Raw genomic sequence first — 23,512 nt, 5'->3', positions numbered from 1 at the left:
GCTGGTCAGCGGTGCGATGTCTTTGCTTATTCCACTATATGATGACGGGGGACAAGTTATGATCATTTCACCCTTGAAACAAGGGGCTTGTTTTCTTCAAGATGGGAAGACAGGAGCCCTCCCCATTTCTCGAATTCAACGAGGAATCCATCATGACCGAACTTCGTCGGGATGAAATAATGCCTTCCCTTCGGCACGGAGCACGCGAATGCTTCCAAGGAGGCGGATGGATACACGAGGTCTCCTTCGTAGCTGATGGCAATCAGTTCCGGATAAAAGGAGTCAGCGGGGTCGTGATCGCGCCCCCTTTGGAGGTCATGAGAGTTCATCGCCTTCAAGAGGGTCAGATAGCTGTTTGGGTCAAAACGCCGCCCGAGCTTCACACCTTGATAGTCCAGGTAGCTCTCTACGTTATAGACGCCTTCCTTCTCCTGCCGTTGGAATCGATCATCGAACAATTCCGACGTGCGGTAGGTGACCATCCCCACCATGCGCGCCACTTCAAGCCCCTTCAGCCTGGTGCCGGGAGGATAGTCTCCTCCGTTGAAATCAGGATCCTGCTCGATGGCCGTGATGCCGATATGATTGAAGGCGAGGCCGTAATCGTTCAGTGCAGGCGTGACGGCGAGGGCGAAGATCTTTTTCATGAAGCGGGGATGCAGGATCCCCCATTCCAGGGCCTGCATTCCCCCGAGAGATCCGCCGACAACGGCTTCCACCTTGTTGATGGCAAGCTCCCTGAGGGCCAGGTACTGGGCATTCACCATGTCCCGGATCGTGATGACAGGGAAATGGGATCCATATCGCCTGCCGGTTTCGGGATCCTCTGATGCAGGACCCGTGGCCCCCTCGCAGCCTCCGAGGACGTTGAAGGCGATGACGTTGTAGCGGTTGGTATCGATGTATGAGCCTGCACCGATCATGCCGTCCCACCATCCCTTATCTTCACTCGTCCCTTTCACGATATGGGTGCCGGTGAGGGCATGGCAGACAAGGATGACGGGACCTGATTGATTCCCCGTACGTTCATAGGGCAACCTGACATTCCGGAGGGTTTCTCCGTTTTCGAGGACAAGGGACGGAAGGGTGACGGTGTTCAATTCATATGGTGTCGTATCGCTACTCATTCCTCCGCCTCCTTCACACGTTTGACGTTTCGCGCGCCTTCTCGATGGCTTCATCAAGGGAAGAGATCAGATCCTTTGCCGATTCAAGGCCGACAGACAGCCTGACAAGTTCTTCCGTCACGCCCGTCGCCCTGATCTCCTCGTCGTTCAGCTGCTGATGGGTCGTGGAAGCAGGGTGGATGATCAGGGATTTCGCATCCCCCACGTTGGCCACATGGGACCAGAGCGTGATATTGTCCACCACCTTGCGTCCTGAATCGCGGCCGCCTTTGATGCCGAATACGACGATGGAGCCGGCACCGTTCTCCAAGTATTTGTTGGCCAATTGGTGCGATGGATGCGAAGCGAGTCCAGGATAGGAGACCCATGCAACCCCATCATGGGATTCAAGATGCTCGGCGATTTTCCGTGCATTCTCTGTATGGCGTTCGATGCGAAGGTGCAGCGTCTCCAGTCCCTGCAGGAGGAGGAAGGCATTTTGCGGGCTCAGGCAGGCGCCAAGGTCACGAAGCAGCTGGACCCTTAGCTTGGTGATGAACGCCGCCGCCCCGACATCCTGTGCATAGCGGAGGCCGTTGTAGCTTCGGTCCTCTTCAGTGAACCCCGGGAACTTCTTGTTGTTCCAATCGAACTTCCCTCCGTCGATGACGACGCCTCCGATCGCCGTACCATGACCACCGATCCATTTGGTGGCCGAATGGATGACGATGTCTGCTCCCCACTCGATGGGCCTCGTCACATATGGCGTGGCAAATGTGTTATCGATGATAAGCGGGATCTCATGTTCATGGGCGACTTTGGCGACCGCTTCGATATCAAGGACATGAAGGCTAGGGTTGCCGATTGTTTCGGCGAATACGGCCTTCGTCTTCTCGTTGATGGCGCTTCGGAAGTTTTCCGGATCTGTCGGGTCGACGAAGCGCACGGTGATGCCGTATTTCGGCAGGGTGGTGGAGAAGAGATTGTAGGTTCCTCCGTACAGGTTCGTTGCTGCTACGATTTCGTCCCCGGCTCCGGCGATATTCAGGATCGAGAGGGAGATCGCCGCCATGCCCGATGATACTCCGAGGGCTCCGATGCCGCCTTCAAGGAGGGCCAGACGTTTCTCCAGAACGTCCACCGTCGGGTTCATGATCCGCGTATAGATGTTCCCCGGCTCTTCCAGTCCGAAAAGCTTCGCAGCGTGCTCACTGCTGTCAAACACATATGAAGTAGTTTGGTAGATCGGCACTGCGCGTGATCCCGTGGCAGGATCCGCTTCCTGTCCTCCGTGAAGCAAAAGTGTGTCAAAATCGAATGAATTCGTCATCGTACATTCCTCCTGAGTGTTTGTTTTAATGATTGGGTTTGTTCTGTGATGGATGATGGTCGGGGATGAAAAGGGGCAAAAATAAAAACCCCCTTCCTAAGAAGAGGGTCTAATTGAATAGGGTCCTCCTCTTATCTTTCAGGCAATGCGCCTGCAGGAATTAGCACCTTTTCATGGCAAGTATGCACATGAAGGTTGCCGGGTTTCATCGGGCCTAGTCCCTCCACCTCTCTGGATAAGAGCATTAAGTTGTAAGTGTTCGTTAGCAAGAATTATAAAGGCTATCCACGCTGGGAGTCAAGGGTATTTTTAGAATTTTTCGTCTAATCTCCCATTGACGCCTGCCACTGCTGGCTTCAAAGCGTTGTTCTTTTTAAATTTCATGACACTTGCTGATCGCTGAAAGCATTTGGGATTTGATGTCTTCCGGGTCTTCGATTCCAAGTGAAATCCGGACCACATGCGTATTGATCCCGAGCTTCTTCTGCGCTTCTTCGGGCAGGGATCTGTGGGACGTCCCCAACGGATAGGAGACCGTCGTTTCCACCCCGGCAAGGGACGGGATGATCTTGATCCAGCCAAGGGACTTGAAGAACGTACTCATATCGGCGGATGGTTCAAGCTCGATGGTGACGATGGCTCCATGACCCTTTTCAGATAGATTATTCGGGTAGTAGACGTGTTTGACCCATTCGTGCCTCCTGAGTTCGACGGCAAGGAGCTCGGCATTCAATGCCTGCCTTTCCATACGGAGGGCAAGGGTCTTCGCTCCCCGGCATGTGAGCCACGCCTCGAACGGGCTCAGATTGGCACCAAGATTGACGATCTTCGCTCTCGCCTTATCCACCAGATCCTGCCTTCCGGTCACAACACCCGCGGTGACGTCACTATGTCCGCCTATGTACTTCGTTGCGCTGTGGGCGACGATATCAATGCCTTCAGTGAAAGGCTTACGGAGGAACGGGGTCGCAAACGTATTGTCGATCATCGTCGTGAGACCATGTTCTTTCGCCATCTCCACCATGGCCGGTATATCCTCTACCCTCATGAAGGGATTCGTCACCGTTTCACTGTAGAGAAGCTTTGTCGAGTCGGTGATCGCTTCTTCCACTGCATCCCGGTCGGTGAAGTCCACGAATGAAGTGGAAATACCGAAGCCCGCAAGCTCTTCCTTCAGCATATGGAAAGTCCCGCCGTACAGATCTTCAGCAGCGATGATGTGATCCCCCGCTTGGACGACAGACAAGATCCCTACGAGGATCGCAGATAATCCCGATGAAGCGGCGACTCCTGCCGGTGCCCCTTCAAGGGCTGCTACAAGACCTCCCAGCTCATCAGGGTTGGGATTCCCCGTTCGTGTGTATAGATAGGGAGATTTCCCTTCATAGAACCCTTCCAGTTCCTCCAGTGATGAAAAGGAAAAAGCAGATGTTTGATAGATCGGTGTGGTTTTACTTTTGATTTCCTCTGTTCCTTTCAACTGGCTATGTACGACCTTGGTGGTGAAATTCATCTCGTGGCCATCCTCTCTCTACGAAAATAGGTATGTAGAAGAGTGTACCATATTCAGAAGATTCCGAGAAGAAAAGAGGTTCAATTCATGCCATCTACCATCTCTTTCATCATTTCCTGGTTCATCGGCCCGAGGATTTTATGCTGGATGATTCCCTCCGAGTCGATTATGAACGTGGTCGGGATCGTAATGATGCTGTAGGCATCCCCGACGGCTCCGTCTTTATCAAGGAGCACCGGGAACGTGATCTTGTATCCGTCCACGAACGTTTGCGCGGCTCCGTCCATGCGCTCCTGGGACGTGAGGTTCACGGCAAGGATTTCTGCGCCGGGCTCTTTCTGATAATAGTCTTCCATATGGGGCATTTCAGCCTTGCAGGGAGGACACCACGTCGCCCAGAAATTCAGGATGACCTTCTTTCCCTTGTAATCTGAAAGGCGCACTTCTTTTCCTTCCAGTGTGGTCAGGGTGAAGTCGGGTGGCTGATCACCTTTGGAAAGCCCCGTCTCGACATCGGACAAGTCCATGGATTCACTCGCAAGCTGGGTTGCTTCTTCTTTTTCCTTCTGTTCTTGCTGATGCCGGACGAAATTCACCAGGAAGATGGCAACGAGGACACCTATGAGTCCCAATGATAGTATTCGTTTGTTCATGTAATCCCTTCCTTTATAGGCCGGGCCTCCGCACAGCCTTTCTGGCAATCAAATAGTAAATCGTCGATCTCAAATACCCTCTCTTCACTTCATAGCCCGCAGACTGAAGCTTCCTCACCAGGTCATCGGAAGAAAGGCTGTCCCCCTGTGGGAGCGCTTCCGTTTCAATGATCAGCCAAAGACCGTCGTCCCTGAGCATATCCCTGAGGTCCTGGATCACTTTGACAAGGTTCGGCAGCTCATGGAGCACGAATCTCGTAATGACCTTATGAAGTGTGTTCTGTGAAAAACGGATATATTCAAATGACATATGTTCATATAGGATGTTTTCTACCTGCAGTTCCTCCGCACGCCGCTTCAGCTCTTCCAGGGCACCCCGGTCGAGGTCGACGGCATGCACATCGGTACTGACGATACGCGCAATCGGAATTGTCAAAAAGCCTGTACCGCAGCCGAGGTCGGCCACATGATCCCTTTCATTCAACTCAAGTAGATCCAGCAGCTCTTCAGACGTGATTGAATTTGTTTCGGCAGCCAAGGGGACTCCTCCTTCAGAGTGAAGATATCCCTAGCTTGCCCCTCATATGAATTATTACAGATGGAGGCGAAAAATCAACCCGATTCAACACAAAAAAGATCCCATAAGCGGGATCTTTTTTGTGAACATTTATCAGGTCGGGTGAGATGAACGGAGGATTATCCGTAATCATTCCGATTTAAAGAGCATGGGAAGGCTACTTCTCCTCCGGTTCCATGGAGAAATAGAAGTACTGGGTATCATCCTGTATGAAGCGGTCGGTGCAGTCGATCCAAGTCATGCGGCTCAGGCGCAGGTCCATCTCGGCGTTGATCGTCTCTTCGATCTTTCTCATTGTCTGGATGAATTCACCGAATGACAGGCTGAAATGGGCTGCTGCCTGGCGGTGGGGGGCATGCTTGACCAAGAGCTGCATGAACTCCTCTGATGTGGCAGATATGCTCGCATATTCGTCTTCAAGAGCCGTGACGAACTCATACATGCTTCTTTCCGGTGCCGGCAGTGACGCCACGATTTCCCTGCCGATGATTTCCATTAAGTGTTCATTCATCCCAACCACTCCTGATCGTCCTTACTTCATATTGTATTTTTTCATGAATCGTTCTGCGCGTCCATCCCTGTCGGTGAATTTTTCACGGCCCGTATAGAATGGATGACTGTCCGAGCTGATCTCAACCTTCAAGAGAGGATAGGTTTTCCCGTCTTCCCACTCCATGGTTTCATTCGACTGTTTTGTTGAACCTGTCAGGAAGGTGAATCCGCTATTTGTATCCATGAACAGGACCTCTCTATACTCTGGGTGTATGTTTGTTTTCATGTTTTTTCCTCCTACCAGCTTGATTTTTTGACTCCCGGGATCTGACCTTTGTGGGCATATTCCCTGAAGGCGATCCGTGACATATTGAATTTCCTCATGTATGCCCGTGGTCTGCCAGTTACTTCACAGCGACTTTTGAGTCTCGTTGGGGAAGAATCCCTCGGAAGTTTGGCAAGAGCCTCGTAATCGCCCTTTTCTTTCAGCTCCCTGCGGAGTTCCGCGTATTTCGCCACGATTTCTCGGCGCTTCTTTTCTTTGACCACTTTTGACTTTTTGGCCATTTCATCACCTCTTATATTCAAATTCACAAACAAATCGTAATCATTACGTTTTATAACGTATGACTATATTAAACCATATCACCTCATGAAATGCAACCACCCTGTTTTTCCCCATGAAAAAGACCCCTTCCACTAAGAGAACGGGTCCATCTGCACAGGTTCATCAATCATCAATGAACCAGCGAATCTTCATTTTCCAGATATTCCTTCAGGGCGTCCAGAATCAGGATCAAGTAAGAGGTCGAGTTTCCTCCCCGCTGGTCGATGAGGCGGATATCCTGCACAATCCGTTTGACTTCTTTCAATTCGAGCGTTTGGACAAGGATGTCGCTGACCTGTTCTGCTGAGTAGTTACCAAGATAGGTTTGCTTGAGGGTGGTGCGGCTTCTTCTGCAGAAGCTCTTCAGTAGCCTTCTAGCTTCATGTGCCTTGAGCGTTTCCATGTTTTCACCTCGCAAATGAAAATCGTATGTACCATAAAAAAAGCCTGCCAAAAAAGAATGGCAGGATTAAATGCTTGGCATTTAATGGTCATTCCTTTTCGGTAACCCGGCGATCATAGTTTTTCCAAACCTTAGACCCGTGGCTTTGCGTCCCGGCCTTTCAACCGGTTTGCCTTTATCGAAGAAATTCGCTGGCTGGCTTTCCTATTACTAGGTATTACAACAATTATACTAGAAAACGTAATAGTTGAAAACAGAGAGTTCATATATGTTCTAAAATAGACATTTTTACACTCTGTGACCACTCTTTTGCAGCAACTACTCCATCAATTTCGCAATCGGTTTTGATACAAACAGGACGATGACCCCAAGGACGATCGTGACAATCCCGATCAATCCGAAAATATCGAAGTATCCAAGAGATTGAGTGTACGTTGCAAGGACACTTGCAAGCTTATTGGCTACGGCTGAACTGGCAAGCCACACACCCATGAGTACAGATGTCAATTTGAGCGGAGACAGTCTGCTGACCATGGATAGACCGACAGGTGAAATCATTAATTCCGCCAACGTATGAAGGAAATAGGTGAAGACCATGAACAGCATGTTCACTCTCACCTGTGAGTCATCACCGACCATCACAGTGGCCGGGATCAGGACTAGGAACCCAAGTCCTACGGTAATGAGACCCATCCCCATTTTTGTCGGCGTCTTGAAGTCACCATTTTTCGTCTGGGAAAGCTTGAACCAGAGCATGGACATGACCGGTGCCAGCAGCATGATGAACAAGGAGTTCAATGACTGGAACCATTCGGTCGGGATGATGAAATCACCGAGATGACGATCGATGTTTTCCTCTGTGAACAGTGTAAGCGAGCTTCCCGCCTGCTCAAATGCCGTCCAGAACGCAATCACGATGATTGCAAGGATGACAATGGCGATCGTCCTGCGCACTTCCTGCTTCGTCAGGGGTGCCTTGCTGACAGTCTGTGTGTGCTCCTGCACTTTCTTGGCCGACTCTTTACCGATATCGCCGAGGTATTTGTTCCCAAGCGTATTGAATAGTACCTGACCGACGACCATACCGATTGCGGCTGTCAGGAAGCCGTATCTATAGTCCATGAGACCGACGACAAGTGGTGCAACGAACGCACCCAGATTCACACCCATATAGAAGATGGTGAACGCCCCGTCCCGTTTCGGGTCATTGATATGATAGAGCTCGCCGACGATCGTCGAGATATTCGGTTTGAAGAATCCATTCCCGATGATTAAAAGGGCAAGACCCAAGTAAAGGGCTCCCATGCTTTGATGAAGGAAGATCGAGAAGTTCCCGAGTGCCATGAGGACTCCACCGATGGTGATAGCCGTCCGCCTAGGCAGGAACCGGTCCGTCAGATATCCTCCGATGATCGGAGTAAGATAAACCGCTGAGGTGAATGTACCGTATAAGCTGATTGCCGTCGTCTTATCGGCCCCCAGTCCACCGTTGATGGCAGTGGCGGTCAAATAAAGAACAAGGATCGCCCTCATCCCGTAATAACTGAATCGCTCCCATGCTTCTGTTGCAAATAGAAGATAAAGCCCAGGAGGATGCTTCTTTCTGAACTCCGATGACTGCTCTTGATGTATGTTTGCTTCCAAGATGATGAATCCTCCTTTGAAACTGTAAAACACAAACTCTGCCGACACGGGCAGAAGCGGGTAAAGCTGTTGAAATAGAAAGAAAATAACCTAGCTGCGAGGGGGTATTTATTCATTCTAATGAATGTTTATAATCATTGTCAAACATATATTATGAATTCATAATATTAAATTTTTAATAGTTAAGTTAGTGTTCTATTATTTGGTTTTTCTTCCGTAATCATCCTTACGTAAGGGTGAAAGGATAAATGGATTATTAAGGAAAAATGAAACTTTTATCGGGCTTGTGCGTATCTATTACTAAGACATCGCAAAATCTGCACAAAAAAGCATCCCCTCCGATTGGAAGGGATGCTTGGGAATTAGAAGTTGATGTATTGACGCGGGTTGACCGCATTGGATTTCGCTGCATTCCAAGGTCCTGCGTGAAGCTCGAAGTGCAGATGCTGACCGAAAGAGTAACCTGTGTCACCCATGTATCCGATCTGCTGTCCTTTTTTGACCGATTGACCATTACCCACAAGTGCAGAAGACATATGAGCATATACAGTCGTGAAAGTTTTACCGTTGATGGAGTGAGTCATGTACACAACGTTACCGTAGCTTGAGCTGTACTCGCTGCGGATGACGATTCCATCAGCTGCTGCAACGATCGGAACACTTCCGCGTGCTGCAATATCAGTACCCCAGTGCATACGAGGCTTGCCGTTCAGGATATCTGTACCAAAGTTCGTTGTGATCGCTCCAGATGCCGGACGAGTCCATGCGCCTGAGCTGACAGTTGGTGCAGGTGCTGGTGCGGCCGATTTGGCTGGTGCTGAAGAGGCTGATGCAGATGATGATGAGCTGCTGCTTGCACTTGCCTGAGCTGCTGCCTGCTCTGCTGCACGCTTCTTGGCTGCTTCTGCTTCCTGACGCTTACGCTCTTCTTCTTGCTTACGAGCAAGTTCTGCCAGACGTTCTTGTTCAGCCTGGATTTCACCTTCGATGCTCTTTTCACGTTTGGAAAGCTCATCTGATTCTTGTTGAAGGTCAGCTTTTTCAACTTCCAAAGATTTCTGTTGTTTTTCAAGCTGCTTGAACAATTCGGCTTTTTCGGCTTTTTGACTGTCCAATTCTTTTTTCAAGGTTTGAAGGCTCGCTTTATCCTTTTCAAGGGACGCAAGCTTTTCTTCTACCTGTTTCTGTTTCTTTTCAAGTTCTTCTTGATCACGCTTTTGCTCGTCCATGATCTTTTTGTCCGCACTTACGATCGTGTTGACTGCTGTTACACGGTTGACGAAGTCTCCGAAGCTGTCAGCTCCAAGAAGGACGTCTACATAGTTAGCTGATCCGCCTTTTTCCTGGATGGCACGCGCACGCTCTTTAAGAAGTTCATTACGCTCTTCGATCTTTTGCTTCAATACCTCGATCTCTTCTTTAAGCTTATTGATTTCAGCGGTCGTATCATCGATTTCTTTCTCTTTGTCTTTGATCTTTGATTCTGTATCGTTCAGTTGTTTACCAAGTACATCGATCTGTCCTTGGATATCTTTTTGTTTGCTGACATTATCATTGATCTCAGACTTCTTAGAATCGATTTTACCGTTGACTTCCTCTTTCTTTGAAGAAACGTCATCCTGCTGCTTCTTCAGATCGTCCACTGAAGAGTGGGCGCTTGCAGAGGTGCCAAGACCTCCGATTGTCAATACTGCTGCGATGGATAATGAGACGAAATACTTCCTGTTCAAGCGGCATGCTCCTTTCAGCTTCTATCAACCTATCAAATTTTACACTCTCAAGAATTTACGGACGGACATGAAGCTTCCCCATGCCCCTATGAGACAACCCATCAATAGGATCAATCCGTTTACCTGGTAGATGAACGGGGTAAAATCTAATACCTGAATAAAGTGACCTTGTAGTTTTGGTTTAATAAACTCGTATGCGTAGTAATAGCCTGTTGTAACAAGAGCAATCGGGATAATAGAACCTAGGATTCCGAGCCAAAGCCCTTCCAGTATGAATGGCCAGCGTACGAACCAGTTGGTTGCACCGACCAGTTTCATTATTTCGATTTCTCTTCTTCTGGCAACAATCGTGATTTTAATCGTATTCGAGATGAGGAACATCGCCGTGAATAATAGACCGATGATGAGGACAAGCCCCACGTTCCTGCTCATTTCCAATACATTGAATAACTTCTCAACTTTCGCTTCCCCGTATAAGGCTTCATCGACGTGATCATACGTGCTGATCTCTTTTGCGATTTTACCGGTTTCGACTGGGTTGGTCGCTTTTACTACATAGACATCGGATAGTGGATTATCCTGTTCAAAGAGTCGGAAGTCATCTCCCATATCCTTCACAAGATTCTTGAGTTCATCTTCTTTCGAAGAATACTCGATCGATTCCACTCCGTTGAGTTTTTCAATTTTATCGTTGATTTCCTGCGATTGTTCTTTTGTCGTTCCGATATCGAGGAGTACCCGTACTTCTACGTCCTTCTCGATGTCTGTCGCGACTTTGTTCATATTGAGCATCAGTACGACGAATACTCCTACCAATAGGAGCGTCACCGTCACTGCACTGACCGATGCAAAGGTCATCCAGCCGTTACGTCCGATACTCTTGAAACTTTCCCTGAAATGCCGGCCATACGTTCTAGCTTTCATAACCGTAGTCACCTCGCTGTTCGTCTCGCACGATCCTGCCGTTTTCGATGGCAATGACTCGGTGCTTGATTGTATTTACGATTTCCCGGTTATGAGTAGCCATGATGACCGTAGTCCCACGGTTGCTGATTTCTTCAAATATATTCATGATGTCCCAAGAGGTCTCCGGGTCAAGGTTCCCGGTCGGCTCATCGGCAATGACCAGCTTCGGGGTGTTGACGATTGATCGTGCAATCGATACCCTCTGCTGTTCTCCTCCGGACAATTCATCCGGCAGCATCCTTGCCTTATGTTTGAGTCCTACGAGATCCAACACTTCCATGACACGCTTCTTGATATTCTTCGGGTGCTCTTCAATGACTTCAAGTGCGAAGGCAATGTTTTCATATACGTTCATTTTAGGAAGCAGTTTGAAATCCTGGAAGACGACCCCTACATTTCTTCTGAGGTAAGGAACTCTACCATTCTTCAATTTCGCTAGATTGATACCGTTCACGATGATATCGCCTTTGGTCGGCTTCTCTTCACGGTACATCATCTTAATGAAGGTCGACTTACCGGCCCCACTCGGCCCAACGACATAAACAAACTCTCCTTGTTTGATGCTGACGTTGAAACCATTCGCAGCCATGACCCCATTGGAGTACTGCTTATATACGTCTTTCATTTCGATCATTCAATCACCTAATTTTTTATGTAGTTCCCCTCTTGGCTGTCGGTCATATGTACTCGTCGGGATGATTCTCACATTAGACACGCTTTGGTGAAAAAACTCGAATCGTGCTCCCGAAAATTATTATAACATCACTTCTTTCGATGTTAAGGAAAAAAATTATTACAGTTTCGTTTCAAGAAAAGGGTAAATGTGTAATATATCCCTTTTTTCATAGGGTTTTTAAAGGGTTTTCATGTGTTTGATAGGAGGATTTGACTAGTACCTGGTAATAAGTACTGATCATGATACCTGGATGGGTTATAGGGAAAAACGTTGATAGATAAGAGGTTTGCAGTAGGAGAGTTGGTTATAAAAAAAGGAATATTCTGACGAATGATAGGGGCGGTCAAGGTGTTTCGGGGTTTGTAATATAATCTTAAAGAAAGGATTGGGGTAAGAAGAATCCACTAAGGGATCCTTCTTGATAGTGCGTTATTTTTTGTTGGAAAGCCATTCGGCAACGGCATCCGCCTCTTCACCTTTGATCAGGTTCTTCGGCATTTGGCCTTTTCCGTTTTCAATGACGTGAAGGATTTCATCCTTGCTGAGCCTCTCACCCACATTATTGAGAGCAGGCCCCATGCCTCCTTCAAGGTTGCCACCATGACAGCTTGTACACTTGTTGTTGACGATCTTCTCGGGATCTACCTGGCCGGTACTTGTTTCCGTACTTTCGTCGTTGCCACAAGCAGCGAGGACAAGTGAAGCGCCAAGGAGGGCACCAATGAGTTTCTTCTTCATTCATTCTCCCCCTAGGAAAAATTTAGTGAGGTCCACTTCCTCATTATACGATCATTATACCAGCGTTAGACCCGTTTGAAACCTTCCCCCAGGACCTCTGAAGCATCCATGGTGACGACAAATGCTGATGGATCAATGGTTTTGACCAGTTGTTTCAGTTTTGTGAATTCCGTTTGATCGACGACGACCATAAGGATCGGGCGTTCATCATCGGTATAACCACCGTATGCTGATAGTTTTGTCACACCGCGATCGATCTTATGCAGGATCCCTTCACGGATCTCTTCCTGTTTGTTCGTGATGACCAGCGCCATCTTCGACCGGCTGATGCCGACCTGGACGAGGTCGATCGTCTTGCTTGTCACGTATAGGCCGATGAGGGCGTAGAGACCACGCTCGATATCGAAGACGATGGCCGCCGAAAGGACGATCATCCCATCGATGAGGGCTACACATGTACCAAGGGAAAGACCGGTAAATTTATTGACGATCTGAGCTGCCAGATCGGTCCCTCCAGTAGATGCTTTCCCCCTGAAGACGATTCCTAAACCTAAACCGACTCCGATTCCGCCAAATAGCGCTCCGAGAAGGGGATCCGTCGTCCAAGGCTCCCAGCTCTCTGTGAGGAATACAACTAATGGAAGAAAAATGGTTCCGATCGCTGTTTTCACTCCGAACTGAAGACCGAGGAAAATCAATCCGGCAATGAATAAGGGGATATTGAACGCCCATTGCACATACGCTGGCTTCCAATCTAGGACCCCTTTCAAGATCGTGGATATTCCGCTCACCCCGCCGGAGGCTACTTCATTCGGCAGTAGGAACACGTTGAAGGCAATGGCCACGATGGCCGAGCCGATGATTACAAATACATATTCAAGCCATTTCTCCCGGGCTGGATCTATATTCCGCCCTCTCCCCTTCAATACCATGTATCTCCCGACTCCTTTTTTATCCGTTACGTTAGTATGAGTAATTCAAATGCTTTGCATGCAGGGGCGTAAATCCCCTCCATATCAACCTTTGAGAGTATAGCATGGGGCCGGGGTAGTGTAAATGACAGTCCAATGCCGTATTAAAGTGGTAGTGCGTCGGGATGAAAAAAGGCCGATCCCTTTTGGGACCGGCCTCAGTCTTATTGGATTTTCGAACGCAGGTACGCGTTGATGAACGGATCAAGATCTCCGTCCATGACCCCTTGAACATTTCCTGATTCCGTATTCGTACGGTGATCTTTCACCATGGAGTACGGATGGAATACGTACGAACGGATCTGGCTTCCCCAGCCGATCTCTTTCTGCTCTCCGCGGATTTCGGCAAGCTCTTGCTCCTGCTCTTCGATCCTGCGCTGATAAAGCTTCGCTTTCAGCATCTTCATGGCTGACTCACGGTTCTTGATCTGTGAACGCTCGGACTGACAGGTCACGACGACGTTCGTCGGAAGATGCGTGATCCGTACGGCGGAGTCGGTCGTATTGATATGCTGACCACCGGCACCACTTGCACGGTACGTATCGATCTTCAGATCCTCTGTACGGATTTCGATGTTGATCTCTTCATTGAATTCCGGCATGACCTCACATGACACGAAGGACGTGTGACGACGGCCTGACGAATCGAACGGCGAGATACGGACCAGACGGTGAACGCCTTTTTCCGCTTTCAGATAGCCGTAGGCGTTATGCCCCTTGATGCCGAGCGTGACGCTCTTGATCCCGGCTTCATCGCCTGGAAGATAATCCAGGGTTTCCACTTTGAATCCGCGTTTCTCTGCCCAGCGCGTGTACATACGGAGAAGCATGGAGCCCCAGTCCTGTGACTCGGTACCACCAGCACCCGGATGAAGCTCAAGGATGGCATTATTTTTATCATGTTCTTCACTGAGTAGAAGCTGAAGTTCGTAGTCATTCAAACGGGTGATGAGCTCTTCAAGCTCGCCTTCAAGCTCCTCTTGAAGCTCTGCATCGGGCTCTTCCTTCAATAGTTCGAGGGTCAGCTCGAGATTCTCATGAGATTCAAGGAGTGCCTTGTATTCATTCACGAGATCTTTCAGGCCGTTCCCTTCATTGATCAAGCCTTGTGCTTTTTGTTGGTCATCCCAGAAATCGGGTTGGACCATGATTTCATCGAGCTCCTGGATTCGTGCCTCTTTGTTTTCTAAGTCAAAGAGACCCCCTGAAGTCCGCTAATGTCTTAGCTGATTTTTCTAACTCTGATCGAATTTCTGCATGTTCCATTTTATTCACCTCTAGTAGTATTCGGGTCCTTCTTTTCAGAAAAGTACCCGGAGCAGGGCTCCAGGCAGTTTTCCTCTTATCCGGTTATCCCGTGGCAGTGCTTATATTTTTTCCCGCTTCCGCATGGGCATGGATCATTTCGTCCGATGCTTTCCTTGCGGCGGAGGGGCTTCCTTTTCGCCTTCTCACCGTCTTCCTTCGGGTTGACGGCCTGGCCTTTGGCCACTTCCTGGCGCTCAAGGTTGTTTTTGATTTCAGCCTTCATGATGTATTTCGCGACATCTTCCTCGATGGAGATGATCATGTTCTCGAACATGGCGAAACCTTCATGCTGATATTCACGCAGCGGATCGGTCTGACCGTACGCACGGAGGTGGATACCCTGTCTGAGCTGATCCATGGCATCGATATGATCGATCCACTTTTGGTCGACAGCGCGGAGAAGGATGACTTTCTCGAACTCACGCATCTGCTCTTCAGACATATCGTCTTCTTTTTCATTAAGCTGGTGATGGACATCCTGGAAGATGATGTCGACGATCTCTTCCGGCTCTTTGCCGCGAAGCTCGTTTTCATTGACTTCACCTTCAGGGAGCAGGTTGGCATTGACGTAATCAATGAGACCTTGAAGGTTCCAGCTTTCCATCTCTTCTTCCTGCGTATGGGCAGCCACCTGACGCTCGATGACCGATTTGATCATGCCGTCCACGATGTCGCGGAGGTTTTCTGAGTCGATGACTTCATAACGCTGCTTGTAGATGATCTCACGCTGTTGGCGAAGGACATCATCATATTGAAGGAGCTGCTTACGGGCATCGAAGTTATTCCCCTCGACCCGTTTCTGGGCGGACTCAACGGCACGGCTGACCATCTTGCTTTGGATCGGCTGTGTATCATCCATCCCGAGGCGCTCCATCATGCTCTTCATGTTGTCGGAGCCGAAGCGGCGCATCAGCTCATCTTCCATGGAAAGATAGAATTGAGTGACACCCGGGTCCCCTTGACGTCCGGAACGTCCACGGAGCTGGTTATCGATCCGGCGGGATTCGTGACGTTCTGTACCGATGACGGCCAGTCCGCCAAGTTCGATGACGCCTTCACCCAGTTTGATATCCGTACCACGACCGGCCATGTTCGTGGCAATCGTAACGGATCCAGGTTGTCCCGCTTCCAGGATGATTTCCGCCTCACGACCGTGGTTCTTCGCGTTGAGGACGTTATGGCGTACGCCTTTTTTCGTCAGGAGCTTCGAGATGAGCTCGGATGTCTCAACGGCGACTGTACCGACGAGGACCGGCTGCCCCTTCTCATGACGCTCCTTGATATCCTCGACCACTGCAAGGAACTTCCCTTCCATGGACGCATAGATCAAGTCGGCACGGTCATCACGGACGATTTCCTTATTCGTCGGGATGACGATGACGTTCATGTTATAAATATTGCGGAATTCCTCTTCTTCCGTCTTCGCCGTACCGGTCATACCGGAAAGCTTTTCGTACATACGGAAGTAGTTCTGGAATGTGATGGTGGCCATGGTCATGCTTTCGTTCTGGATCTCCAGGCCTTCCTTCGCTTCGATGGACTGATGGAGACCGTCGCTGTAGCGGCGTCCTTTCATCAAACGTCCCGTGAAGGAATCGACGATGATGATTTCGCCTTCCTGTACCACATAGTCCACGTCGCGGTGCATGCTCACATGAGCTTTCAGCGCTTGGGTGATATGGTGGTTCAGGGTGACGTGGGTGATATCGAAGAGGTTGTCGATGTGGAATGCCTTCTCGACCTTGCTGATCCCGTCTTCGGTCAGCTGGACGCTCTTCGTCTTCTCATCATACGTAAAATCGTCCTCTTTGTTCAGGGTGCGCACGACGGCGTTCGCCTGGATGTAGAGCTGAGGCGTACGCTGTGCGTTACCGGAAATGATAAGCGGCGTACGGGCTTCATCGATCAAGATGGAGTCGACCTCATCGATCACGGCGAAGTGAAGGGGGCGCTGTACCATCTGCTCTTTGTAAAGGACCATGTTATCACGCAGGTAGTCGAACCCGAATTCATTGTTCGTACCGTAGGTGATGTCGGCGCCGTATGCTTCGCGCTTCTCTTCTTTCCCCATGGAGTTGAGGTTCAACCCGACGGAAAGACCGAGGAACTCATACAGTCTTCCCATTTCTTCGGCATCACGACTGGCCAGGTATTCATTGACCGTGACCACGTGGACGCCTTTGCCTGTGATGGCATTCAGGTAGACCGGCATCGTCGCCGTCAATGTTTTACCTTCACCGGTTTTCATTTCGGAGATGTTTCCTCCATGAAGGGCGGCACCCCCCATGAGCTGGACGCGATACGGATAAAGACCGAGTACACGGCGTGCCGCTTCACGAACAACGGCAAACGCCTCGACGAGCATATCATCGAGTTCTTCCCCTTTTTGATAACGCTCCTGGAAGCGGACCGTACGCTCACGGATTTGATCATCCGTCAGGCGCTCCATTTCAGGACCGAGGGCTTCTATTTGATCAGCAAGCTTTTCGAGCTTCTTGATTTCTCTTTTATTTCCATCAAACACTTTATTCAATAATCCAAGCATTCATAAACGCTCCTTTATCTGTGTTTACGGTGAGGGCTTCATCCATTATAAACGTCTTACATGAGATTCCCATGAGAAATGTGCTCTATCCTTATTCGAGACAGAGTCCTTGAATTCCTTCATGCGTATACCTACTAATCTTACCACTATCATAGGGGGGTTACAACATATTGGGAAAATGGGACCCTTGTAAAAAGACCGCCACTTCTGTATGAAAGGGCGGTCTCCTTTTATGTCTTAAGCCTTTTGTTCCTTCAACATGCTGTACACGGTGTCCTGGTAGCTCTCCCAGATCTGCTTGCTCCGTCTCGAGATGCTGTTGGCCGACACGTCGAAATGCTCGGCAAGCTCCTTCTGCACGTGACGGATGCTGATGTCGTCGATATTCTTTGCCATATCGACCATGGCACCTGAATAGATCTTCGGATTGCGGATCGTCGGACGCTCCGTGTAGAAGTACTTCTCAAGCACCGCAACCAGAAGGGCGCTCTCCTTCTTGTTCTCCCCTTTTTCCTCCAGGTAATCCTGAAGGGCCTTGATGGCCTCTATGTACTCAGGGGTCTTCCAGATCTCGACGCCTTCGATGGCTCCCGTCGTCTCCTCTTTCTCCTCTGTCGGGGCAGGCGTTTTCGCAGCCTTGCGCTTCTCGGCACCGTACAGGACGAAGCCGACGTCTGCAAGCTCAAGATACTGCCCGGCAAGGTACTCTTGCAAGTCGTCAAACTCGCCTTGCTCGAAGCGGATCTTCACCATCTCCGAAGCCCCTTTCTGAATGATCGGATAGATGAAGTACTGAGCGAACGGGATGTAGCTGTCGCCATTCGGCAGCAGAAGCCCAAGGAAGAAGCTGCCCTCTTCCATGTGTCCGAACGCTTCTTTCACCAACAGCTCATCGCCCGTGATGGCTTCCGTCACGCGAAGCGTCTCGTCATCGACCTTCTCCACGCTACCCGCTGTGATCCGTACCTTCTTCCAAGACTCAAGACGTTCTGCCGTCTGTGGACGGGTCACCGTCTGCTTGTCCACGAACCGGTCGATGAGACGAAGCCCTTCCTCATCCTTCTGGGTCACCCCATACCAGCTCACGAACGCCATCTCATAAATATCGGGATCGGCCTTCATCAGCTCCATCTTGGAAAGATACTGATGATACAGCTCCTCCATGTGGGGTGATTGCGTCGTCGCAATGAAATCATACGCCTGTGCCTGAAGTACATCCAGCTCCTGCTTGACCAGCGCATCGATATCGATGGCATTTTCTTTTCCGTGACATTTCTTATATTTTTTCCCGCTGCCACAAGGGCAAGGTTCATTTCGTCCAACTGTATTCATTCCTGTTACCTCATTCATTGTTGTTACCTCCAAAATAGTTCACGACCTTCACACAAACATTCATTATATAACAAGTAAGCCTTACTATAAACCGTTTTATCGCAAGAAAAAAGAACCAGCCCCTGTTCCAGGCTGGTTCCCGTCTCTTTAACACCCCTGATTTTTCATGAAATCGAGGACATCAAGGTCGATATAGCTTTCATCCTGCTCCCGCATCTCGAAGTTCTCTGTATGAAGATAATCCGTCAGGCTCTTATGCAGCGACTTCTGAGGGTCCTTGTACCCTAAGCGCGTCAGTTCCCTGTCCAATTCATCACGGAGCGTCCCTTCAATCAGGACGACCCGGCCGGAATCGGACGGTTTGAAGTAGAGCTGGTGCATGCGGAAAATCCGTTTCAGCTCCTCGATCGGCGATGGATGGTCGTCCACACGAAGATCGATGTAGCGATCATTGAATCCTCCGTAGCCGCCCTCTTCTTTGACGACGAGAAGGGCCGCAGACTGCATCCCCCTCGAGTCTCCACCCGCATCCTGTCCGGCAATCAGGGCGGTGAGAAGCCTTTCAGCAAGGGAGCCATTGGTTGCTTCGAAGGTATCGAGCATGACCTGCACCGTTTGTTCATCGACAAGGATATTCCCCTGAACGGCCACATGCTCCCCGATCATCCCCCCAGCCCAGTCATAGCAGCCTTCCCCAGTATACGTGGCCGGATTGCCATGGGCGTCGATGATTCCCACCTGGCGCAGATGGCGTTCAGGATCGTCTTTTGTGATGAGCTCTAATGTTTCCTCTGCCGTCTTTCCTTCTTCGAGGAGACGGAGTGCTTCAGGACCATAAGCGGTATTGGCATAGGACTGGGTGGCGATGGCGCCACCGCCTGCTTTGGCAAACGGGACGACGGAACCGACAGCCAGGAATTTGGACTGGACGGCAATGCCCCATTCCTGGGTTTCGGGGTCATGGGCGACGATGGAGTAGGTCATGTTTGGGTTCCTCCTTTATGGTGGGTTGTGCAGATCATGTCCTGCAGGACTATGTGTGCGTCACGACGTTGAGGTGTTTTGCTACACCGCTTAGCGTGCGGGTCGGACGCCTTCCCGTAAACGGAAAGGGTCCTGCGGTCTGGTGAGACCGCAGGACCCTTGGCTATTCATTAATGCGTTTCGATCAGGCCATACTTGCCGTCTCTACGCTTGTATACGATATTCGTTGCATTCGTCTCCGCATCCGTGAAGATAAAGAACGTGTGCCCGAGCATATTCATCTGAAGGATCGCTTCCTCGCTGTCCATCGGCTTCAGATTGAAATTCTTCGTACGCACTACTTCCGTATCATCCTCGAGCTCATCCACCTCAGGCTCTGCCACCCCGTTCGGTGCCACATTCCCAAGATCCTCCTGAGCCGCGAAGAACTCTTTCGGACTGCCCTTCTCACGCATCTTGCGGTTCACCCGCGTCTTATGCTTGCGGATCTGACGCTCAAGCTTATCGACTATTAAATCGATCGCCGCATACATATCCGTGTTCCGCTCTTCTGCGCGAAGCACCAGATTCGGCATCGGGATCGTCACTTCCGTCTTGGTATTTTTATCAGGATAGACTTTCAAGTTAACGTGCACATTTGCATCAGGAGTTTCATTGAAATAACGCTCCAACTTACTGATCTTCTTCTCCACGTGTTCTCGAATAGCTGGAGTTACCTCAATGTTCTCGCCACGAATGTTGTAATTCAACATGTAAACTCCTCCTTTAAAAATAAAGCTATGTTGTATATATTCTGCATTCCCTTTCGTATTCCTGCTTAAACTTTCTTAATTATTTGTCAATATTGTGGAGGTGGTGTAGAAAATGGTAGATTGGTGGCGGGGATTTGGGGATTGGGGGGGGTGTTGTGGGGTAGATTGGCGGGGTTTGTCGAGGGGTGGTGGATTATAGCCTTTTTGTGCCTGGCACCTTTTTGCCTTTTTGTGCCTGGCTCACTCAAAGAGTATCTAAGTCATTTGTTAAATATTCCATGCATTAATCTTTCGCTTGGTTTCAACAAATAATTGATATTTCCGATGAGGATTCTCTCCCAGTAGCGATAGAATCTTATCCATGTATATGATTGTTGACTTGGTTGGGGTAAGGAAAGCCCCGTAGCTACTCCACAGGTAATCTTCCGGTAGTTTCGTATAGTTTGCTTTTACAGGGTTGAGGTGAATGTAGGCACTTGTGTCAAGGAGTTGTTTGTGATTGCGGATTTGTTTTAAATAGAATCTGCCTTGGATTAGATGGCCGACGTAATCGTAGCGGTGGTTGAAGTAGCGGGCATAGACTGAGTGTAGGTAATGAATTAATTCAGTCGGGGTGTGGTTGATGGTGCCGAGAATGAGGTGAAGGTGATTGGGCATAAGGCAATAAGCGTGGAGATCAGTGGGGTAACGTTGAAGGGCTGTGTGCAGTAATGCCAAATAATGCTGGTAGTCCTTTTTATCTCTGAATAAGTTGCTTTTCCGGTTTCCTCTTGCCGTAATATGATAGGTCCCTCCGGGTGTCCAAATTCATTTAGGTCTTGGCATATCAAGCTCCTCTCAATATTAGTTAGATTCTGTATTCGACAATCTCCCACAAAACCCTCCAAATGAAACGAAAAAACCTCCCAATCAAGAGAGGTCTAATTCCGTTTATCATAAAACATTCCATCTGTCTGCATTGACTCATACGGATTAGTATATCTCTGAACGGTCGTTTTTGTTTTACTAATGCCATTCATATCCCGCTTTATATCAATCTTCAAACGCGCCAACTTTTGATCGATCTGTTTGTTCCATAGGACGATTTCTTTTCCCATTCGCTGTTCCTCTAAAGAGTACGGTGGAGTGATTGAGGGCAAAAGCTGCTCTCTTTCCACTAGAAGGCTATCGATGGTATTAATCTTAGACTCACGGTCGTCTTCTCCATCCAAGAGGGTTTTCAGCTGTTTCGTAATGCCGTGGCATTCAAGGACAGCGCTCATTACGCTTGTCCACTCTGGCCAGCGTATTGCTTTTGGCGATTCATCTGAATTACTTGTTTCCATGTATTCCGGAAGTCAGTGACATAGCCCTCTACTTCTTCCAAGATAGACAGGTCGTTTTTAATGTTGGCTTCAGTCAGTCGGTGATTGATGTATTCGTATAATGACAGGAGATTCTTCGAGACTTCGACATTCGGATCCAATGTGACCATAAGTTCGTGAATAATCGCTTGAGACTTTTGGATATTGGTGTTTTTCAATTCAATGTTTTTTTCGTTTATGGCTTGTTTTGCAATGTGAAGAAACTTCAGGCAGCCATTGTAGAGCATAAGGGTGAGTTCCCCTGGTGCCGCGGTATTGACCGAGTTATTCTGGTATGCGGCATATGGGTTGTTGATGGCCATGGTGACACTCCTTTATTTCAATTATGAGAACTGTTGCATGAGATAAGCAGACTGGGAATTTGCTCGTTGTACTGCTTTTTCCATAGCCGTAAATTGGCTCCAGTAACGGGTTTCGACCTGCTTCATACGCTCTTCAAATCGCGTGATTTGCGAATCCATGTTCTTCAGTAACTTTCCGATTGAAAATGTATCGTTCACAGCTGAAGTTTTCCCAGCTTTCTTTTCGACATTTTCCATGGTTGATTTAAGTGTATCCCTCATCCTACGTGCAATCCCCTGCTCAGCCGAGGTTGTACCATTCTTGGCAAAAAGATCATAAATGGCGTTCGGATCTTTTGAGATGGCTTCTTTGAGCTTGGATTCATCTATGATTAACTTCCCTCGGTCAAGGTAGTTACTAGACGTTTTGATTCCTATTTGTGTAAGCTGATTAACATCCTTGCTCCCACCAGAGACCGATGTATATAGATCTGTACGCATTTTGTTCAATCCAGATGTGAGGACTGAATCATTGCGGAGAGTTCCGCTCCGGGCTTTTTCTTCCCACAGCTTAATTTCATCTTCCGACATATCCTTCTTCTGTTCAGATGTTAGAGGCTGAAAGTCACGGAACTTCGATTTGTTCACTTCGCCGTTGACCTTTTCGATCAGTTTGTTGTATTCATCTACAAACTTGACGATGGATTCCATGATTTTATCCACGTCTGGTGCCGAAGAGAAGGTTACGTTCGTGTTGGAGGCATTCTTCAGGGTTATTTCTACTCCGTTAATAACGAAGGTGTTGGAAGATCGCTCTGTCTTCATGCCGTTATAGGTAAAAATGGCGTTTTCTCCAACCGATCCTCTTCCTGCATCTTTTGCCATTACATTCGTAGCATCAAGGCCCATTTTCCCGAAGAAATCTCCTTCCAGCTGAATTTCAGCTTCAGAACCCCCACTCCCACTATTTTTACTCATCACAGACATCTGTTTCGTCTTTTCATCAAAAAACATGGTGACCCCGGTTTTCGAGTTGATTTTCGAAAGAAGGCTTTCCATTGTTTCTGCCGTTGGGTCGAATGCAATCTCCGTGAATTTATCCGGCATTGTACCATCTGCATTAATAGCCTTCACTTTAATGGTTTGTTGACCTGTTAATTGCAAGGAGTCGCTTAGTTTTTTCTTTGGGTCAAAACCTGCATCTACTTGCTGACCATACATAGTTGCAGAGGTTGCCAGTTTCTCAACTTTGATCGTTCCATTAAAGTCGGAAGTTGATGCCAGATTCTTAATTGAAATGTCATTCGGGTTAGATATATTTACCGTCTTTTGGATGTATGTCGCCTGCTTCATGACACCATCAAAGATCATATTACTGAAATTGAGCATTTGGCTATTCATTTCCCGGTAGTCATCACGCTGCCACTCGAGATACTGCTTCTTTTGATTCAATTTATCTAAAGGGATTCGCTCTGCCTTCATCAAGTCGCTGATGATTTGATCGGTATCCATACCACTGGCGAGTCCGCCCACTCTCATA

Annotated in this window: 24 protein-coding genes and 2 riboswitches; all 24 genes read right to left on the bottom strand. The window is 48.8% G+C overall.

The window, feature by feature from the left end; genetic code table 11:
• Positions 1 to 62 precede the first annotated feature (62 nt).
• The 24 genes from metX to AF331_RS15815 all read right to left on the bottom strand — a co-directional run bounded on the left by metX (position 63) and on the right by AF331_RS15815 (position 23,511).
• Positions 63 to 1,127, bottom strand: a complete 1,065-nt coding sequence (gene metX / locus AF331_RS15930) for a homoserine O-acetyltransferase MetX (protein ID WP_053429090.1) — start codon at positions 1,125 to 1,127, stop codon at positions 63 to 65.
• A 13-nt stretch (positions 1,128 to 1,140) separates the two neighbouring features.
• Positions 1,141 to 2,436: an O-acetylhomoserine aminocarboxypropyltransferase/cysteine synthase family protein gene (locus tag AF331_RS15925; RefSeq protein WP_053429089.1), complete on the bottom strand. Its 1,296-nt coding sequence runs from the start codon at positions 2,434 to 2,436 to the stop codon at positions 1,141 to 1,143.
• Positions 2,437 to 2,564: 128 nt separating this feature from the next.
• A riboswitch (SAM riboswitch) is annotated at positions 2,565 to 2,678 on the bottom strand.
• A gap of 131 nt (positions 2,679 to 2,809) precedes the next feature.
• Complete coding sequence (locus AF331_RS15920) at positions 2,810 to 3,949, bottom strand: trans-sulfuration enzyme family protein (protein ID WP_053429088.1); 1,140 nt, start codon at positions 3,947 to 3,949, stop codon at positions 2,810 to 2,812.
• Between the two features lie 80 nt (positions 3,950 to 4,029).
• Positions 4,030 to 4,602 carry a redoxin domain-containing protein gene (locus AF331_RS15915; RefSeq protein WP_053429087.1) on the bottom strand — a complete coding sequence of 191 codons (573 nt, stop codon included), beginning with the start codon at positions 4,600 to 4,602 and terminating at the stop codon, positions 4,030 to 4,032.
• A 13-nt stretch (positions 4,603 to 4,615) separates the two neighbouring features.
• Positions 4,616 to 5,140: a class I SAM-dependent methyltransferase gene (locus AF331_RS15910; RefSeq protein WP_053429086.1), complete on the bottom strand. Its 525-nt coding sequence runs from the start codon at positions 5,138 to 5,140 to the stop codon at positions 4,616 to 4,618.
• A gap of 196 nt (positions 5,141 to 5,336) precedes the next feature.
• On the bottom strand, positions 5,337 to 5,690 hold the full coding sequence (locus AF331_RS15905) for a hypothetical protein (RefSeq protein WP_053429085.1): 354 nt from the start codon (positions 5,688 to 5,690) through the stop codon (positions 5,337 to 5,339).
• 21 nt (positions 5,691 to 5,711) lie between these two features.
• A complete protein-coding gene (locus AF331_RS15900) occupies positions 5,712 to 5,957 on the bottom strand; it encodes a type B 50S ribosomal protein L31 (RefSeq protein ID WP_048016172.1) in 246 nt (81 codons plus the stop codon).
• 11 nt (positions 5,958 to 5,968) lie between these two features.
• Entirely contained in the window at positions 5,969 to 6,238 is a 270-nt protein-coding gene (gene rpsN / locus AF331_RS15895) for a 30S ribosomal protein S14 (protein ID WP_053429084.1), read from the bottom strand.
• Between the two features lie 170 nt (positions 6,239 to 6,408).
• Complete coding sequence (locus tag AF331_RS15890; protein ID WP_048006648.1) at positions 6,409 to 6,681, bottom strand: hypothetical protein; 273 nt, start codon at positions 6,679 to 6,681, stop codon at positions 6,409 to 6,411.
• Between the two features lie 97 nt (positions 6,682 to 6,778).
• A riboswitch (cyclic di-GMP riboswitch) is annotated at positions 6,779 to 6,865 on the bottom strand.
• 134 nt (positions 6,866 to 6,999) lie between these two features.
• Positions 7,000 to 8,325 carry a peptide MFS transporter gene (locus tag AF331_RS15885; RefSeq protein WP_053429083.1) on the bottom strand — a complete coding sequence of 442 codons (1,326 nt, stop codon included), beginning with the start codon at positions 8,323 to 8,325 and terminating at the stop codon, positions 7,000 to 7,002.
• Between the two features lie 362 nt (positions 8,326 to 8,687).
• Entirely contained in the window at positions 8,688 to 10,055 is a 1,368-nt protein-coding gene (locus tag AF331_RS15880; RefSeq protein WP_053429082.1) for a murein hydrolase activator EnvC family protein, read from the bottom strand.
• 39 nt (positions 10,056 to 10,094) lie between these two features.
• Entirely contained in the window at positions 10,095 to 10,979 is an 885-nt protein-coding gene (gene ftsX, locus AF331_RS15875) for a permease-like cell division protein FtsX (RefSeq protein WP_048006645.1), read from the bottom strand.
• The gene (gene ftsE / locus AF331_RS15870) at positions 10,969 to 11,655 is read right to left on the bottom strand and encodes a cell division ATP-binding protein FtsE (protein WP_053429081.1); all 687 of its coding nucleotides are present in this window, start codon (positions 11,653 to 11,655) and stop codon (positions 10,969 to 10,971) included. The genes ftsX and ftsE overlap by 11 nt, the downstream gene beginning before the upstream one ends.
• Before the next feature lie 471 nt (positions 11,656 to 12,126).
• On the bottom strand, positions 12,127 to 12,435 hold the full coding sequence (cccB, locus tag AF331_RS15865) for a cytochrome c551 (RefSeq protein ID WP_048006643.1): 309 nt from the start codon (positions 12,433 to 12,435) through the stop codon (positions 12,127 to 12,129).
• 65 nt (positions 12,436 to 12,500) lie between these two features.
• A complete protein-coding gene (locus AF331_RS15860) occupies positions 12,501 to 13,367 on the bottom strand; it encodes a YitT family protein (protein WP_053429080.1) in 867 nt (288 codons plus the stop codon).
• A 203-nt stretch (positions 13,368 to 13,570) separates the two neighbouring features.
• Positions 13,571 to 14,672 (bottom strand): peptide chain release factor 2 gene (gene prfB / locus AF331_RS15855; protein WP_152915672.1). Its coding sequence is split into 2 segments (ribosomal slippage): positions 13,571 to 14,599 and positions 14,601 to 14,672, totalling 1,101 coding nucleotides; the frame shifts between segments, so codons are not numbered across the junction.
• A 76-nt stretch (positions 14,673 to 14,748) separates the two neighbouring features.
• Positions 14,749 to 17,259 (bottom strand): preprotein translocase subunit SecA, encoded by a 2,511-nt coding sequence (gene secA, locus AF331_RS15850; protein ID WP_053429078.1) that lies wholly within the window; start codon positions 17,257 to 17,259, stop codon positions 14,749 to 14,751.
• 237 nt (positions 17,260 to 17,496) lie between these two features.
• Positions 17,497 to 18,609, bottom strand: coding sequence for a YecA family protein (locus AF331_RS15845; protein ID WP_053429077.1), 1,113 nt, complete (start codon positions 18,607 to 18,609; stop codon positions 17,497 to 17,499).
• 129 nt (positions 18,610 to 18,738) lie between these two features.
• Positions 18,739 to 19,575, bottom strand: coding sequence for a DUF1028 domain-containing protein (locus AF331_RS15840; protein WP_053429076.1), 837 nt, complete (start codon positions 19,573 to 19,575; stop codon positions 18,739 to 18,741).
• A 170-nt stretch (positions 19,576 to 19,745) separates the two neighbouring features.
• Positions 19,746 to 20,327: a ribosome hibernation-promoting factor, HPF/YfiA family gene (gene hpf / locus AF331_RS15835; protein ID WP_048006637.1), complete on the bottom strand. Its 582-nt coding sequence runs from the start codon at positions 20,325 to 20,327 to the stop codon at positions 19,746 to 19,748.
• Positions 20,328 to 20,594: 267 nt separating this feature from the next.
• Positions 20,595 to 21,107 carry a transposase gene (locus tag AF331_RS23190; RefSeq protein ID WP_412177726.1) on the bottom strand — a complete coding sequence of 171 codons (513 nt, stop codon included), beginning with the start codon at positions 21,105 to 21,107 and terminating at the stop codon, positions 20,595 to 20,597.
• 140 nt (positions 21,108 to 21,247) lie between these two features.
• Positions 21,248 to 21,589 carry a flagellar protein FliT gene (locus AF331_RS15825; RefSeq protein WP_053429074.1) on the bottom strand — a complete coding sequence of 114 codons (342 nt, stop codon included), beginning with the start codon at positions 21,587 to 21,589 and terminating at the stop codon, positions 21,248 to 21,250.
• Complete coding sequence (fliS, locus tag AF331_RS15820; protein ID WP_048006634.1) at positions 21,589 to 21,993, bottom strand: flagellar export chaperone FliS; 405 nt, start codon at positions 21,991 to 21,993, stop codon at positions 21,589 to 21,591. The genes AF331_RS15825 and fliS overlap by 1 nt, the downstream gene beginning before the upstream one ends.
• A gap of 21 nt (positions 21,994 to 22,014) precedes the next feature.
• Entirely contained in the window at positions 22,015 to 23,511 is a 1,497-nt protein-coding gene (locus AF331_RS15815; RefSeq protein ID WP_082347030.1) for a flagellar hook-associated protein 2, read from the bottom strand.
• Between the last annotated feature and the right edge of the window lies 1 nt (position 23,512).

Origin of the sequence: Rossellomorea marisflavi, assembly GCF_001274775.1 — a bacterium.
GTDB lineage: Bacteria > Bacillota > Bacilli > Bacillales > Bacillaceae_B > Rossellomorea > Rossellomorea marisflavi.
The sequence above is the reverse complement of the archived record's forward strand: the minus strand, read 5'-3'. Positions and strand labels throughout refer to the sequence as shown.